The organism is Rouxiella sp. S1S-2 (genome assembly GCF_009208105.1).
Taxonomy (GTDB): Bacteria; Pseudomonadota; Gammaproteobacteria; order Enterobacterales; family Enterobacteriaceae; genus Rouxiella.
This window is the reverse complement of the sequence record NZ_WFKL01000001.1, coordinates 1,400,754-1,416,861: the sequence shown is the minus strand read 5'-3', so window position 1 is coordinate 1,416,861 and position 16,108 is coordinate 1,400,754. Positions and strand designations below refer to the sequence as shown.

The following is a 16,108-nucleotide window of genomic DNA, read 5'->3' as shown; positions in this document are numbered from 1 at the left end:
GTTACCGCAAGACGTAAAAATACACCAGAAGACATTTTTTGCCAGAATGATTGGAATGTATCTCGCAAAAAAGTGCTTAGAAAGCGAATAAATTGACGATTTGTAAAAACATAGATAAATTGTCAATTATGAAAAAAATGAAGCCTGACCTCCCGTCCAACCAAACTTTGCTGAACCAGCTTGAGCAGATAGCTCAAGGCATCGGCGCAACTTTTGCGCCCTTTTGCGAAGTCGTGGTTCACGACCTGCTCGACCCCAAACACTCTATATTGTCGATTCACAATAATCTTTCGGGCCGCCAGGTAGGTTCACCCACCACAGAGCTAGGTCTGGCGCGCATTGCCGACCCTGACTATCCGCAGGTCATCGCTAATTATGCCAATCGCTTTGCCGACGGTCGTCGAGCAAAAAGCACTTCAGTTGGCATTAAGGATGAACAGGGGCGCTATGTTGCAGCGCTGTGCATGAATGTCGATCTCAACCTTTTCGGACAAATGCAAAGCATGCTGGCGCAGTTCTGCCAGATGGATAATGTAGAAATCAAAGAAACGCTGGCCCCCGCCAACGCAGAAACTATCCGCGAGCATATCGACAAGTTTTCGGCCAGTCGCTCCAAGGCACCGCAGGCGCTTAAACCCGAGGATCGTCGAGCGCTGCTTGGCGAGCTAAAACAGGCGGGTTATTTAGAGGTACGCAAGGCTTTCAGCACGATTGCCCAGCACTTGGGCGTATCGAGGGCAACGTTATACAACGACATGAAATCCTGATTAACCGCCGTGCGCCTACTCGCACTCGCCGCCATTGTGTTACTGAAATCACAGAGGAAAAAATGATCACACTGCCTACTTATGATGATGTTGTGGCTGCCGCAAAAAGAATTGAAGGCTTTGCTCACAAAACGCCGGTGATGCAGTCAAGCATCCTCAATCACGCACTTGGGGCAGAAATCTTCTTCAAATGTGAAAACCTGCAGCGCATGGGCGCTTTCAAATTTCGTGGCGCTTTTAACTCACTGGCACAGCTTGATGAAGCCCAGCGCAAAAGAGGCGTTATTGCCTTCTCCTCTGGAAATCATGCGCAGGGCATTGCGCTTTCGGCCTCGCTATTAGGTATTCCCGCCACCATCGTGATGCCGCAGGATGCACCCAAGGCCAAGCGCGCAGCCACTGAGGGATACGGCGCCACTGTGGTGGAATACGACCGTTATACCCAAGACCGAGAAGCTATTACTGCAGCACTGGCCGAGAAACACGGTTACGCAGTGGTACCAGCCTATGATTATGCGCCGGTGATAGCCGGACAGGGTACGGCGGTGAAAGAGTTGATTGAAGAGGTTGGTGAACTGGATGCGCTGTTTATCCCTTTAGGCGGCGGCGGGCTGCTTGCTGGCTCTGCGCTGGCGGCTCGTGCGCTGTCTCCGAACTGCAAAATCTATGGTGTTGAACCCGAAGCCGGTAACGATGGCCAACAGTCACTGCGCAGCGGTTCAATCGTCACCATCAGCACGCCAAAAACCATTGCCGACGGTGCCCAAACTTCGGCGCTTGGCCACCATACGTTTGCGATAATCCAGCGTGACGTCACAGACATTCTTACCGCGACGGATGAACAGCTAGTTGAAAGCATGGCCTTTTTCGCCTCCAGAATGAAACTGGTCGTTGAGCCTACGGGCTGTCTTGGCCTGGCCGCAGTTAGAGCCTTGGCATCGTCGCTTAAAGGTAAACGCATCGGCGTTCTCATTAGCGGCGGCAATGTTGATCTCGATAACTTTAGCCGCCTGCTTGCGGCGCATGCCAAAGCGGGCGGCCATATATTATGAGATTTATTTCAGCGGCCCAATGCCTTTCGATTGTCACCCACAAGTTGGCATTCGATGCGATAAAAACCGCCCTTATTGCCGTCGCCTCTCCCCAAAGCACGCTGTTTCCGGTGTTGGTCGGCCACGGTTCAGATACCACTACCCGCTTTGGCGTGAAGTCGGCCACTCAGTCGGTAACAGAACCGCTAAGTGGATTAAAAATTGGCACCTACTGGCCGAAAAACAGTGAAAGAGGACTGCCGTGCCACAATTCTTATATTTTGCTGCTTAATGACCAAACGGGTGAGCTTCAAACAGTCATAGACGGTGGTAAGGTCAATGCCTATCGCACTGCCGCTGCCGACGCGGTGGCCGCCACTGTGCTTGCCCGAGCCGAGTCTGCGCAGTTGGCAATATTTGGCGCAGGCCATCAGGCCTATTACGAAGTTGATGCCCTGCTCGAACGCTTTCCGATTACCTCAGTACATATTGTGAATCGCGACCCGCAAAAAGCTGAAAACTTACGCCAACATTTGCTCACAAAAGGCGTAAACGCCACGCTGAGCGAGGCAGAAACAGCCTGCAAAGCGGCCGATATTATCGTTACCGCTACCGGCTCTACGTCGGCTCTGTTTCAGGCTGACTGGATAAAGCCTGGCACTCACATCGCCAGTATGGGGTCCGACGCCAAGGGTAAACAGGAGCTGCCTCCCGAACTGTTTACTCAGGCTCGTCTGTTTGCCGATTTGCCCGAACAGTCGTGCACCCTTGGTGAGTTTCAGCATATTAGCACGCTGCGTGAAGCGCCAAATATCACCGTCACGGCTATTGGTGAGGTGATTTTGGGGCAATCAGAGGGAAGAATGAACGCGAGTGATATCACGATTTTCGACAGTTCAGGCGTTGCGCTCCAGGATTTATATATTGCCGCCGCAATCGTTGCCGCACTGGACGACGTCGGTGCTTAATAAAACTTATTGCACTCGCGATAATGAACACAACTTTTCAGGTTACTAATATGAAAGATAAAAACCCAATTTCCGGTGCGAGCATTCTCGAGCGGGAAACGCCTTTTCTCCTGCTAAACCGCGATAAGCTTGAACGCAACGTCGCCCGCCTGCGTGAGCACACTGACCGGCTGGGCGTCCCCCTACGGCCACATCTTAAAACGGTTAAATCCGTTGAGGCCGCGCGTTTGATCCTCACTAACGGAAAGGGTCCAGCAACCGTTTCAACGCTGAAGGAGGCTGAAGTTTTTTCTGCCGCCGGATGCAAAGACCTGATTTACGCCGTGGGCATCGCGCCTCAAAAACTGGCAAGAGTTATCGCTCTGCTCAACGACGGCACTGACATCAGCGTCATTTTAGACAGTCTTGAACAAGCCCGTGCCGTGGTCGAAGCATCACGTCAATTTGGGGTAAAAATTCCGGCTTTAATCGAAATCGACAGTGATGGGCACCGCAGCGGCGTGGTTCCCGGTGATAACTTACTGATTGAGATTGGTAAAATTTTGCATAATGAAGGCGCTGAGCTGCGCGGCATTATTACCCACGCCGGTGAGTCGTATCACTGCAAAAGTATGCAGGCTCATCAGGCAATGGCAGAAAAAGAACGTGCTGCCGCCGTAGCCTGCGCCGAAGCCCTGCGTGGTGCCGGATTGCCCAGCCCGGTAGTGAGCGTGGGATCTACGCCTACGGCACATTTTAGTCAGGACTTGACCGGTGTTACTGAAGTTCGTGCGGGAGTATTTACCCTTTTTGACTTGGTTATGACCGGCGCTGGCGTCTGCCACACAGCAGATATTGCGCTGTCGGTGGTGGCCACGGTGATTGGCCACCAGCGGCAAAAAGGCTGGATCATGGTTGACGCCGGTTGGATGGCGATGTCGCGTGACCGTGGCACCGCATCACAGGCGGTCGATCAGCGCTACGGCATTGTCTGTGACATGTCGGGTGAGCCGCTGGAAGATTTGGTAATGATTGATGTCAATCAGGAGCACGGAATCTTGGCACTAAGAGCGGGAAGTCAGCAAACGCTGCCAGACTTGCCCTACGGCAGCCGCGTAAGAATACTGCCCAATCATGCCTGCGCCACGGTAAGTCAGCATGCGGAGTTTGCCGTCGTCAGGGACGGCAGCGAAAAAATTGAAGCACAGTGGCCAATTATTCACGGCTGGTAGCGAGTCAAACCTGTAAAAAAGGCCGCAAAAGCGGCCCTTGATTTAACGCATCGAAAGTTTAATACATCGAATTCAGAAACAAGCGGCTCACGCCTCTGCGACTAGGCTTTCCCGGATGAAGGGATAATATTACGCAGCCAACTGCCCCATTTGCGCTGATAAAAAGGCTGAGTATGGCTGACCAAATAATGGCTTAGCCCCCTCTCCTTCTCGTTGACGATGCAGAAATCGACCGGCTTATCGTCGGGCGACGTTTCACTGGCCACGTTTCCTGCCTCACGGATCAGGGCATCAACTTCTGAATCAGTGCCGTCGGCTTCGATCCCCACCAGCAGATTTGGCTCAGGATCCACGGTTTTGTCGTGGATTAGCGCCAAAAATGCGCGGCGAACCGGTTTTTTCTGGCTGAACAGCGTAGTCAAGGCGTCAACCATTGCCGAAGGATACGCCTCCGGTTGGCCAATCAGCAGCTGACTTTCGGCGTCGAGCACCAGTTCGGTTGGCACAGCAAGGCCACCGGTATTTAGCAGCATGGTGATTTCGCTGGGATAAAGCTCTTTACCAAACTCGGACTTCGGGTTGAGAAACAGCTCCTCACCCTGTGTCATCTCAAACAAAACGCGCGATGGAAGAGCAACAAACGACTGCTCGTGCTCACTCTCCCCTGCGGCGGCCCGCTCAAGCACCTCAACAGAAGAGAAGAAAGGAATAATCGAGCTGCCGTCCTGCTTTTCCCAATGCAGTAAATTCAGTTCGCTACCGGCGGTTATTTCCGTCAGATTGTCGGCGTTTTGCTGGCCGGCATCGCCTAAAACCCACACCGTAGACTCGAGCAACGCCTGATAAAATGCCGGGCGATAGGCCGCTTGCGTCACTGAAAGACGCAGCAAACGCTCAAGCTCATTTTCATCCTGCTGCGGCGCAGCAGGAATATCATGCGGAACGCTCATGCTTATTTCGCTTTTGCTAACAGCAGGTTAGCCACGGTACGAACGCCAACGCCGGTGGCACCGGCAGACCATTGGTCAGCGGCACTTTTGCGGTAGGTAGCAGAGCAGTCGATGTGCAGCCAGCCTTTTTTGTAGTCTTTCACAAAATGAGACAAGAACGCAGCGGCCGTGCTGGCACCCGCGCCGTAGGCTGGGCCTGCAATATTATTCAACTCTGCAAAGTTGGAAGGCAGTTGGCTGCGGTGGAACTCGGCCAGCGGCAAACGCCAGAAAGGCTCGTGCTCGGCGGCAGCGCTGGTCAGCAGCTCGGCGGCCAATGCATCGTCAAAGCTGAACAGTGCATGGTAGTCATTGCCCAATGCGGTTTTAGCCGCGCCGGTCAACGTGGCGGCATCAATCAGCAATTCAGGATGGTGTTTGGCAGCGTCGATCAGGCCGTCGGCCAGCACTAAGCGGCCCTCAGCGTCGGTGTTCATGACTTCAACAGTTTTACCATTGCGATAGCGGATGATATCGCCAAGTTTCAATGCGTTGCCGCTTACCATATTGTCTGCACAGCACAGGTAAAGTTTAACGCGCTTATTTAAACCGCCCGCAGCAGCTAATGCCAAAGCACCGGTCAGAGTGGCTGCACCGCCCATATCGGCCTTCATAGAATCCATAGAGCCGCTGGGTTTAAGGCTATAACCGCCAGTATCGAAGGTAATACCTTTGCCGACCAGACAGGCAAATACCGGTGCATCAGGATTACCGGTTGGGTTGTAATCGAGCGACAACAATACCGGTGGACGATCGGAGCCGCGACCCACGGTATAGAGGCCGTTGTACTCTTTTTCGCGCAGCTCATCGCCTTTGGTAATGCGGTAAGTGATGGAATCGCCATACTCACACAGTAAATCGACAGCGCTGCGAGCCAGTTTTTCAGGGCTCAAGTCTTCTGCCGGTTTGTTAATGGTGTCGCGAACCCAGTCAATGATCTTCAGACGCTGTTGCAGCACCTTGGCGTCAGCTTCTGACAGTTGCGCCCATTCAACGCTGCGGGTGCCTTTCGGGCCGCGGAAGCCTTGCCAGAATGCCCAGCTGTTTTCGAGATTCCAGCCTTCGCCAGCCAGTTTAACCTTCTTCACGCCCTGTCCGTCGATGCGGCGCCCGGCGCGTGAAATGGAAGACAACGTATCTTCAGCCGAAAAATGAACGGTAATACCCGCAGAATCCGTGCTCAGCAGGGCTTTTTCACCCCAACGCGCGTCGGCCGATTTTGAAGACAGCAGGACGGGCATTACATCGGTAGTCGTAGCTTCGGTGGTCATTAAAACACTCCAAATTCTTCTAAGTTGATCTTCAATGATTAGCGTTAGATAGCTCACGCAGGCGGCTTATTGATTTACCGATAAGCGAAATACTGTAGTCGATCTCTTCTTCTGTCGTGAAGCGCCCCACGGAAAATCGTAGAGAACTGTGCGCCAGCTCGTCATTGATGCCGAGCGCCTTCAACACATAGGAAGGTTCCAGGCTGGCCGAAGTACAGGCCGAACCTGAAGATACGGCGAGATCTTTTAGGGTCATAATTAACGATTCCCCGTCAACATTGGCGAAGCTGACGTTGAGAATATTGGGCGCAGTGTGCCCTTCACATCCGTTAAGAAACACGTCTTTTATCTGACGAATACCTTGCCACAGGCGATCACGCAGCTGAGACAAACGCAGCGCTTCGTCCGACATTTCGAGCTTGGCAATGCGGTACGCCTCGCCCATTCCAACAATTTGATGAACGGGCAACGTCCCCGAACGCATACCGCGCTCGTGTCCACCGCCGTGGATCTGTGCGTCAATGCGCACGCGCGGTTTACGGCTGACATACAACGCGCCTATGCCTTTCGGACCATAGATTTTATGCGCTGAAAATGACATAAGATCGATTTTTAACTCGGCAAGATCGACCGGAATTTTGCCCACGCTCTGTGTAGCATCAACGTGGAACAGAATATCGCGGCTGCGGCACATTTCACCGATTGCGGCGATGTCCTGAATGACGCCAATCTCATTATTAACATGCATCACCGACACTAAAACGGTGTCTGTGCGTAACGCCTGCTCCAACTGCTGTAAATCGAGCAGCCCATCGGGTTGAGGGTTCAAATACGTGACCTCAAAGCCTTCTTTTTCCAGCTGCTCGCAGGTATCTAGCACCGCTTTATGCTCGGTAGTCAGCGTAATAATGTGGCGGCCTTTGTGCTGGTTAGCCAGCGCCGCACCTTTAATGGCCAGATTATCTGACTCTGTCGCGCCTGAGGTGAAAATCACCTCACGGGAGTCGGCGTTGATAAGCTCGGCAATATTGTTACGCGCTACGTCAACCGCCTCTTCCGCCTGCCAGCCAAAACGGTGGGAGCGCGAAGCAGGATTACCGAAAGTACCGTCCAGCGTTAAACACTGCATCATCTTTTCGGCTACGCGTGGGTCAACCGGCGTAGTGGCCGAATAATCCAGATAAATCGGTAATTTCATGGCAAGAGTGCTCCGTACTGCGCGTTCTAAGACGAACGTGACAATTTATTATTGGGACTAGTTTAAAACGGCTTTACTGCAGGTTAAAAGGGAAATCATGCCATACGAGGGATAGAGAGCAGAATATGTTTATCCAACCTTATTCTGCCGCTGAATAATGCATAAAAAAACCGGGCAACAAGGTTGCAATGACGCGGAGTCGTTGCCCTCATTCTACCCGGTTTCTACTGCGCCAGACTTGCTGGCGCGATGACGCTGAACGGTATTAGGCGCGCAGATTCACATTGATGGTTTCTTGTGGACGACCGTTCGGCATGCGGCGCACGTCGTTATTCTGACGGTCAGCCACTTCCAGCACGTCTTGGTTATTAACCAGTTCGCCGATGGTGATGTCGTTAAGGAAGTCGGTAATGCGCTCGCTCAGGTCACGCCACAGAGTGTGGGTCAGGCAACGTTCACCGCCCTGGCAACCTTCTTTACCCTGACAACGTGTCGCGTCAACAGATTCGTCAACCGCAGTAATCACTGCACCCACGGAGATTTCAACCGCGTCACGACCTAACAAATAACCGCCGCCTGGACCACGGACGCTGGCAACCAGCTCGTGTTTGCGCAGACGAGAGAACAGCTGCTCCAGATACGAAAGAGAGATGCCCTGGCGTTCAGAGATGTCTGCTAAAGGCACGGGGCCTTCCTGGGAATGCAGTGCTACGTCAAGCATTGCAGTAACAGCATAACGGCCTTTAGATGTCAGTCTCATAACATGATTACCTGTCAGTGAAATTCAAAAATATCAATGGGGGGACAACATGAAAATGAGTCTGACATTCCCGACTAATTTAGTCAACTATTTAACCTAGTAATTTACTCAAGTATTACATGCGCAGTTTAAAGGGGTATTTTCCCTTTAATCAGTTGGCATGTAACACTTTGATAAATAACTTTATAACAGACTTTATAGGCCTATTCTTTTTCGTTATCACTCTTCTCAACAGAGCTTAGAATACCGCGAAGGATGTTAAGTTCTTGCGCTTCAGGATGCGCACGAGTGAATAAACGACGCAGTCTACTCATCACCTGACCCGGATGTTGCTTGCGAATAAACCCGACTTTTAGCAGCACTTGCTCAAGATGTACGTAGAAACGTTCGAGGTCATCAATCAGCGGATAAGGCGTTGCTTCCTGCTCGGTCTGCGGCTTGGCGGCTTCAAGCTGGCTCAGCCAGGCAACGCGCACTTCATAGGCAATTAGCTGCACCGCCATCGCCAGATTCAGCGAGCTGTATTCTGGGTTAGCAGGAATACACACATGATAATTGCACTTTTGTAGCTCTTCATTGGTTAAGCCGACGCGTTCACGACCAAACACCAGTGCGACCGGTGAAGAGGCTGACGTTTTAGCACTCAACTCGCCGCATTCACGTGGCTCAAGCATTGGCCAAGGCAAAGTGCGTGAACGCGCACTGGTACCAATGACCAGGCTGCAGCCTGCAAGGGCTTCATCGAGCGTGTCGACGATGGTGGCATTACCAATCACGTCGCTGGCACCCGCTGACATCGAAATAGCCTGCGAGTCAGGTTTAACGAGTGGATTGACCAGATAAAGGTTGGATAACCCCATGGTTTTCATAGCGCGGGCGGTGGAGCCCATATTCCCGGTATGGGAAGTTTCAACCAGGACAATACGAATGTTGTGTAGCATACGAACTCTGAGCGTTGCGGAAAATCGCAACAGTTTATCACAAACCAGGGCGACGTCATGATTTAGCGGGTACCCTATGAGTGAAACTTGCCAAAGTCATTGGCGTTTACAATAACTATTGCTATACTGCGCGCCGTTTCCCGTTCTTTAACATCCTAGTTGGAAGATATCCATGCATCCGATGCTCACCATCGCCGTGCGCGCTGCGCGCAAGGCCGGTAACCTGATTGCCAAACATTACGAAACGCCAGACTCTGTAGAAGCAACTCAGAAAGGCACTAACGATTTTGTCACTAACGTAGATCGCGATGCAGAGAGCATGATCATCGACGTTATTCGCAAGTCATACCCTAAACACACCATCATCGGCGAAGAATGTGGTGAGTTAGAAGGTGAAGACAAAGACGTACAATGGATTATCGACCCACTGGATGGCACCACCAACTTTGTTAAACGTTTCCCTCATTTTGCTGTTTCTATCGCTGTGCGCATTAAAGGCCGCACCGAAGTTGCCGTAGTCTATGACCCAATGCGTAACGAACTGTTCACCGCTACCCGTGGTCAAGGCGCACAGCTGAACGGCTACCGCCTGCGCGGCACCAACGCGAAAGACCTCGACGGCACCATTCTGGCGACCGGTTTCCCCTTCAAAGTCAAACAGCACGCCACCAGCTACATCAATGTAGTGGGCAAACTGTTCACCCAATGTGCAGACTTCCGTCGCACCGGTTCTGCTGCACTTGACCTGGCCTACGTTGCCGCCGGTCGCGTTGACGGTTTCTTTGAAATCGGTTTGAAACCTTGGGACTTCGCCGGTGGCGAACTGATGGTTCGTGAATCTGGCGGCGTGGTTACTGACTTCGTTGGTGGGCACAATCATTACTCTTCTGGTAACGTTGTTGCCGGTAACCCACGCGTAGTTAAAGGTATTCTGACTGCCATGCGTGATGAACTGCATGACGCTCTGAAGCGTTAATCAGTTAAAGATCTGCAAATAAAAAAGGATGCCTCGGCGTCCTTTTTTATTGTACTTTAGTGCCCGAACGGCCCCATTCCTCCGCCAAAAGCAGAAGCGCTGCTTTGATAAAGAATCATACCTGCCCCCAATAAGACCAGCCCTCCGGTTAAAGAAAGCAGTGAAAAGGTAAGCTGAGCCCAGATTGACGGCGTTCGATTGACGCTGAGCCTCACCGCCAGTTCGCGGCTGTAAAACACCAAAAAACCCACCAATGAAACGGTAAGTGAAGTACCAAGCGCCATCACCAACGCAGAAAGCACGCCCCAGGCATATACACCGATCACCTTGGAAAACAGCAGCACCATAATTGCCCCAGAACAGGGCCTGAGTCCCATAGCCAACACGACGGCAATCTGCGTGCGCCAGTCTTTACCCGCTTGCAATTGGCGATCGTCGGGAACGTGCTGATGGCCGCAGCCGCAGTTTTCATGATGCTGGTGGCCTTCGATAATGGGGCTGATACGCTGGATATTCATGCCGTATGAATGAGGTTTGCCCGAAGACCGTGACTTTTTTATCTGCCGAATACCCTGCTTTATCGCGCGCCAGCAAAGAATAACGCCCAACAGCATGACGAGAATAAAGCTGCCCTTCTCCATCCAAAAACTGCTTTGATGAAGCTGGCGTGATGAAAGCTGAAATACCCCCAGTACCAGCGTAACCAGCAATATCGCCACCAGCCCCTGTACTACGGCGGAGGCAAAAGTCAGCCGCAGGCTCGTTTTCAATCGTGAGGGATGGGTGGCGAGATAAGTAGTAATCACCACTTTGCCGTGCCCCGGCCCCACTGCGTGAACCACGCCATAAATAAGACTAAACAGCGTGAGGCTGAGACCGGCCTGCGCAGGATGCGTGCTGACCTGCTGCAAGATAGCGGCCAACTGCTGATGCAGGTCACGCTGCCAGATAATGCTGCTTAATAAAATTCTCGGCCAGTAATGCCAGATAGCCGCGCAGGCCGTTGCCAACAGCAGTAAAAAAATGACCAAAGGCCAGAGGGACAAGGCGCCTCGCCAATTTGAGGTGCCTGACTGAGATAACGGCGAGATATCTTTTACTGACATTGTAGCGTCACCTTTTGAGCAAATTGCTGGCCTAAATCCATGTCTTCCGGCGGTGCATCGGCTTTATCAAGCGATAAGGCATAGGCCTGCAGCGACGAATTGGGCGCAGGGGTAAATAAAGAAAGCTTACAGCTGGCCTGCGCATCGGCTGGAAGATGCAGCGCTTGCGCATCTTTATAGGTCATATCAACGAAATAACTGGGATCGAAGGTCGAAATAATCAGCGGTTTCCCGGCCAGTGCGGCAGGTTCTGCCAGTGGAATAACAAATTCCAGTACGGCTTTATTCGCGCTCCGTGAAAGCTGATACTCACTGGGCAGACGCATGTATCGCACAGGTTTGCCGTCGCGATAAACGTCGGTGAAATAGTGCTGCGCCATGACCCGCGCCATCACTTCTGCCGCCAGCTTCTTCCACACTTCTGAACCCGGCGCAGCCTTACCTGCGTCATAAAGCAGATCGGCAGAGGTAATCTCGTCCATAGTCCAGACCATTTTAAGGCCCACCAGCGCACTGCCCTTGGTGACCAACGTCGTTTGCATGTCGATAAAACTGTGTGGGTGAGCCAGCGCTGGAGCGGACATTCCCCCTAGCAGCGCAATACCCAGCAGCAGGCAGCCTCTCTTAAAAGCGGCATAAGCCGTCATCGGGCGCGGTTTTATTCTTTCCAAAAGTGTGTCCGAAAGCGAATAATTGACAATATTTGTTATAAAGTAACATCTTAAAACAAATCTATTAACCCAATCACCCTAAATAACTGTGATCTGAGTTGTAAGCCGGTGTAAAACCCCGATCGGCAGCACATTGAAGTACCTATGATTTGCTATGCTATCCTAAGAATTTTCAACATAATGAATACGGAAGGTGATATGAGCCTGGACACCTCCCCTGTGCCTGAGCTCTCCGCTCAACAACGACGCTGCAATCTTTTGTTGATGTTGTATGCGCCGTTAGAAGCGGTGCAACTGGAGAACGTGAATCAACTCAATGGCGTAGATCTCCCTACCACGCAAAAAGATATTGTGCAGCTTTGCGAAGAAGTTCAGCGCCTGCATCGGCTGAGTATTTCCGTATCTGATCAACTGCACTGTCATCTTGGTGGCAGCCTTCTGGATAAAAGGATCTGTTTGATCAACGGACTGCGACGGGCAATCAGAAGCAGTCCTGAGTTTATTCACCAATATTTCGCCCCACTGTTAGCACAAAAGCTCAGCCAAAAACCCGATGTTGACTACCTTCATTATCAGCAGCAGTTTCCACGTCTGATCGCGCGCCTGTCGCAATTGCTCAATCGCGAGTTCAGTGCACGCGACGAGCAATTTTTGCAGCTCTACTTTCAACTCTGTCTGTGGCAAAACATTGTGCCTACTGAGTTAGCTTTCACCGATGTACAGCGGCAATGGCTGCACGATAAACCTGAATATGCCGCCGCAACGCTCATCTTCGACAAGCTGCAAACGCTGAGTGAAGCCAGCATCGCCGAGTGTGAACGGGACTTTTTTGCCCTTCTGCTGACGTTAATAAAAAATCACAGCTACGACAGCTCAGGCTCAGTGGAGGATTTAAAGCTGATGCGTCAGGTTGAAGAGCTGGTGGCCAATTTTCAGGACGTATCCGGCATGACCTTCAGCAGCTATGAGGGATTGATAAGCCAGCTTTTCGCCCATCTTGGCCCGGCCATTGAGCGCTGCCGTTTCGATATTACGGTAGACAGCCAGCTGCAAGATGAAGTTAACCGCATGTATCCCCGCCTGATGCGCACCACGCACGATGCGCTGCAGGGATTCAAAACCGCCTATAGCATTAACTTTTCATCCGAAGAAGTGGGGCTGGTGGCGGTGATTTTTGGTGCCTGGCTCATGCAGGGCAATGCGTTGCAGGAGAAACAAATTTTACTGCTGACGCACTCGAATCCTGCTTTGGAGCAGGCGGTAGAGCAGCAGATTCGCGAAGCGACGCTGATGCCGCTAAACATAAAATATCAAACGTTGAACGAATTTCACCAGCAGGGCGCGCCGAGCGGCGTTTCGATGATAGTCACCCCGTACGCGACCCAAACTATCGATGCCGATCCGCTAATTATCTACACCCAACTTCCTCTCACCAAAGAAGAAAGAAAAAGAATTCGCTCATTGTTAGAAGCACAGTAATTCGTTGCACGCATTGTGTGACCTAGCGCAATTTATCTGTCGGCTCTTCCCATAGACTGATTTTTTACTCATGGAAAGAGCCGAATAAAATGCCACATAATGCAATTCAGAACACAACACATAAAAATATCAATACCATTTCGGCGAGGCTGAGGGAGACGGATAGTTCTTTGCATCCAGAACCGTCGTCGTCACGTCTTGCTGCCCATCATATTAGCAATAGCCATCAACAACCGCATAGTCAGTATGTTCCGACAAAGGCTGATCAATTATCAAATTCAAATTATCAAAAACCCCCTCTCGAATGCGTTATCAAAAGAACGCTCTGCGGATTAATTGGAAAATTTAAAATTTCCCAACAAATAATGAAAAATGAAATACTGGCGCTGCCCATGATAATTTCGGAGGAACATAAAAAATTTATTAATCAGAAAGCGGCGAACTATGCATCCGCATGCGGTTTGAATGAAAGTTATGAGATTGACTATGAAAGTTCAGACTCAGAATCTATCGCGCAAACCACGCGTTATACACCCGATCAAACAGCGACCTTTGATACGGCAAAAAGAAAAGCTTTCTCACCCGACCTTATTGAGATTCAATCAATCACCGGTGAGTTTACTCCTGTTAAGTTGACTTCGGGTCAATCGTTAAAAGAGAGGTGGGCTATGGCTAAAGGCTTGGTGAGTTTTCTAAAAAAATCAACAGATGAAGGACATCTATACCGAGAACCTTTCGAAACATTTAAATTTTTCAACGAAAATCATTTGGAACAAAACCACAAATCTGGAGAAATCAGGTTCTCATTGAAAGGTTATATTTTAAATTGCATGCTAGATAAATATAACCCTTTTGGTAGATCAACGGAAATTACTCATGATATAAAATACGGTGCTGATTTTATCAAGAATGAATATTTGACATATCGCTTTGCTCCAGAGATATTTAGCTCATATCCGAAACTTGATAAAGCGATTATTTATTCTTTATCAATAACGCTAGCTGAAATCTTGACCATTGATATCAACGATATAAAGGACGAATTTTCGGTAAAAATAAGCAATCTGCTTGCAGATATGCAACACACTTTTCGCAAAGCAAGACCCGATTTTGAACTTGTGTATAGAGAGTTTTTAGCTCTAAGTGAACAGATGGAGCATGAGATAAAACAAGAAAGCCAGGGCTATGAGTCCCCATTTTTAAACTATTTTAAAAAAAATATCGCGAAGCAATAAGTTAACAGATAAAAAAGTGGGTATAAAAAAACCACGTCCAGGGACGTGGTTTTTTTATACCGCAAAGTCGAGATTATGCGTACACAGGGAAGCGTGCGCAGATATCCAGGACTTTTTGCTTAACGCGTTCGATGGTCGCTTCATCGTTCAGGTTGTCAAGAACGTCGCAGATCCAGCCTGCCAGTTCACGCACTTCTGCTTCTTTGAAGCCGCGACGAGTAACAGCAGGCGTACCGATACGCACGCCAGAGGTCACGAACGGGCTCTTTGGATCGTTAGGTACGCTGTTTTTGTTAACAGTAATGTTTGCGCGACCCAGTGCAGCATCGGCTTCTTTACCGGTCAGGCCTTTCTCAACCAGGTCTAGCAGGAACAGGTGGTTATGAGTACCGCCAGAAACGACTTTGTAACCGCGCTCAAGCACCACTTCAACCATGGCTTTCGCGTTGATGGCAACCTGCTGCTGGTAAGCCTTGAACTCAGGCTCCATCGCTTCTTTCAGCGCAACAGCTTTACCGGCGATCACGTGCATCAATGGACCGCCCTGACCACCTGGGAACACCGCAGAGTTCAGTTTTTTGTACAGGTCTTCGTCGCCGCCTTTAGCCAGGATCAGGCCACCGCGTGGACCTGCCAGGGTTTTGTGCGTAGTAGTGGTAACGATGTGAGCATGTGGAACCGGGTTAGGGTAAACGCCTGCCGCAATCAGACCGGCTACGTGAGCCATATCAACGAAGAACCATGCGTCGATGCTGTCTGCGATTTCACGCATTTTTGCCCAGTCAACCACGCCGGAGAATGCAGAGAAGCCACCGATGATCATTTTCGGCTTGTATTTCTCAGCCTGACGCGCCAGATCTTCGTAATCGATTTTTCCGGTTTCGTCGATGCCATAAGGCACCACGTTGTAGAGCTTGCCAGACAGGTTAACCGGAGAACCGTGAGTCAGGTGACCACCGTGCGCCAGGTTCATCCCCAAAATGGTATCGCCTGGTTGCAGCAGAGCAGTGTAAACCGCGAAGTTAGCCTGTGAGCCGGAGTGGGGTTGAACGTTTGCGTAATCAGCACCGAACAACTCTTTTGCACGGTCGATAGCCAATTGCTCAACGATGTCAACGTATTCACAGCCGCCGTAGTAACGCTTGCCAGGATAGCCTTCGGCATATTTGTTGGTCAGTTGAGAACCCTGAGCCTGCATAACGCGCGGGCTGGTGTAGTTTTCTGACGCAATCAGCTCGATATGCTCTTCCTGACGTACGACTTCCTGCTCCATTGCATGCCACAGTTCGGCATCATAATCGGCAATGTTCATTTCACGCTTTAACATCTGCATCTCCTGACTCAACAAACTTTAATAAGCCCCTAACGGGTTCTGGCGCACAGTGTAAACTGTTTCGCCCCCGTTGGCATAGTCTCAGTAACAGGTTTTTAAGCAAACGATTGGCTACCCGTGGCACAAGGCTTTGATCTGCTATAGACATTCCCAGCTCAAGCGACTTTTCTTC

Annotated in this window: 15 protein-coding genes; 7 read left to right on the top strand and 8 right to left on the bottom strand. The window is 50.7% G+C overall.

What is annotated here, in order from left to right; genetic code table 11:
- The first annotated feature begins 137 nt into the window (after nucleotides 1–137).
- The 4 genes from GA565_RS06580 (at nucleotide 138) to GA565_RS06565 (ending at nucleotide 3,977) form a co-directional block, all read left to right on the top strand.
- A complete protein-coding gene (locus tag GA565_RS06580) occupies nucleotides 138–767 on the top strand; it encodes a transcriptional regulator (RefSeq protein WP_226950918.1) in 630 nt (209 codons plus the stop codon).
- A 62-nt stretch (nucleotides 768–829) separates the two neighbouring features.
- Nucleotides 830–1,819 (top strand): threo-3-hydroxy-L-aspartate ammonia-lyase, encoded by a 990-nt coding sequence (locus GA565_RS06575; RefSeq protein ID WP_152197819.1) that lies wholly within the window; start codon nucleotides 830–832, stop codon nucleotides 1,817–1,819.
- Nucleotides 1,816–2,766 (top strand): ornithine cyclodeaminase family protein, encoded by a 951-nt coding sequence (locus GA565_RS06570; RefSeq protein ID WP_152197818.1) that lies wholly within the window; start codon nucleotides 1,816–1,818, stop codon nucleotides 2,764–2,766. Before GA565_RS06575 ends, GA565_RS06570 begins: the two co-directional genes overlap by 4 nt.
- Before the next feature lie 50 nt (nucleotides 2,767–2,816).
- Nucleotides 2,817–3,977 (top strand): DSD1 family PLP-dependent enzyme, encoded by a 1,161-nt coding sequence (locus GA565_RS06565; protein ID WP_152197817.1) that lies wholly within the window; start codon nucleotides 2,817–2,819, stop codon nucleotides 3,975–3,977.
- Between the two features lie 101 nt (nucleotides 3,978–4,078).
- Here the strand turns inward: GA565_RS06565 and sseB are convergent, their stop codons facing one another.
- From sseB to trmJ, 5 genes are all read right to left on the bottom strand, one after another.
- Entirely contained in the window at nucleotides 4,079–4,927 is an 849-nt protein-coding gene (gene sseB, locus GA565_RS06560) for an enhanced serine sensitivity protein SseB (protein WP_152197816.1), read from the bottom strand.
- A 2-nt stretch (nucleotides 4,928–4,929) separates the two neighbouring features.
- The gene (pepB, locus tag GA565_RS06555) at nucleotides 4,930–6,237 is read right to left on the bottom strand and encodes an aminopeptidase PepB (RefSeq protein WP_152197815.1); all 1,308 of its coding nucleotides are present in this window, start codon (nucleotides 6,235–6,237) and stop codon (nucleotides 4,930–4,932) included.
- A 31-nt stretch (nucleotides 6,238–6,268) separates the two neighbouring features.
- Nucleotides 6,269–7,435 (bottom strand): IscS subfamily cysteine desulfurase, encoded by a 1,167-nt coding sequence (locus GA565_RS06550; RefSeq protein ID WP_152197814.1) that lies wholly within the window; start codon nucleotides 7,433–7,435, stop codon nucleotides 6,269–6,271.
- Nucleotides 7,436–7,700: 265 nt separating this feature from the next.
- Nucleotides 7,701–8,195: a Fe-S cluster assembly transcriptional regulator IscR gene (iscR, locus tag GA565_RS06545; protein WP_055781471.1), complete on the bottom strand. Its 495-nt coding sequence runs from the start codon at nucleotides 8,193–8,195 to the stop codon at nucleotides 7,701–7,703.
- 203 nt (nucleotides 8,196–8,398) lie between these two features.
- Nucleotides 8,399–9,136 carry a tRNA (cytosine(32)/uridine(32)-2'-O)-methyltransferase TrmJ gene (trmJ, locus tag GA565_RS06540; protein ID WP_152197813.1) on the bottom strand — a complete coding sequence of 246 codons (738 nt, stop codon included), beginning with the start codon at nucleotides 9,134–9,136 and terminating at the stop codon, nucleotides 8,399–8,401.
- A gap of 172 nt (nucleotides 9,137–9,308) precedes the next feature.
- On the opposite strand from trmJ, the gene suhB reads away from it, so the two are divergent.
- The gene (gene suhB, locus GA565_RS06535; protein ID WP_055781466.1) at nucleotides 9,309–10,112 is read left to right on the top strand and encodes an inositol-1-monophosphatase; all 804 of its coding nucleotides are present in this window, start codon (nucleotides 9,309–9,311) and stop codon (nucleotides 10,110–10,112) included.
- 56 nt (nucleotides 10,113–10,168) lie between these two features.
- Here the strand turns inward: suhB and GA565_RS06530 are convergent, their stop codons facing one another.
- Entirely contained in the window at nucleotides 10,169–11,218 is a 1,050-nt protein-coding gene (locus GA565_RS06530; protein WP_152197812.1) for a nickel/cobalt transporter, read from the bottom strand.
- Nucleotides 11,209–11,865 carry a DUF1007 family protein gene (locus tag GA565_RS06525; RefSeq protein WP_055781450.1) on the bottom strand — a complete coding sequence of 219 codons (657 nt, stop codon included), beginning with the start codon at nucleotides 11,863–11,865 and terminating at the stop codon, nucleotides 11,209–11,211. The genes GA565_RS06530 and GA565_RS06525 overlap by 10 nt, the downstream gene beginning before the upstream one ends.
- A 222-nt stretch (nucleotides 11,866–12,087) precedes the next feature.
- Between GA565_RS06525 and csiE the strand changes: the two genes are divergently transcribed.
- Together csiE and GA565_RS06515 are read left to right on the top strand one after the other, a co-directional pair.
- Entirely contained in the window at nucleotides 12,088–13,368 is a 1,281-nt protein-coding gene (gene csiE, locus GA565_RS06520) for a stationary phase inducible protein CsiE (protein WP_152197811.1), read from the top strand.
- An 89-nt stretch (nucleotides 13,369–13,457) separates the two neighbouring features.
- The gene (locus GA565_RS06515) at nucleotides 13,458–14,603 is read left to right on the top strand and encodes a hypothetical protein (RefSeq protein ID WP_152197810.1); all 1,146 of its coding nucleotides are present in this window, start codon (nucleotides 13,458–13,460) and stop codon (nucleotides 14,601–14,603) included.
- A 73-nt stretch (nucleotides 14,604–14,676) separates the two neighbouring features.
- On the opposite strand, the gene glyA is transcribed toward GA565_RS06515, so the two are convergent.
- Nucleotides 14,677–15,930, bottom strand: coding sequence for a serine hydroxymethyltransferase (gene glyA, locus GA565_RS06510; protein ID WP_152197809.1), 1,254 nt, complete (start codon nucleotides 15,928–15,930; stop codon nucleotides 14,677–14,679).
- Between the last annotated feature and the right edge of the window lie 178 nt (nucleotides 15,931–16,108).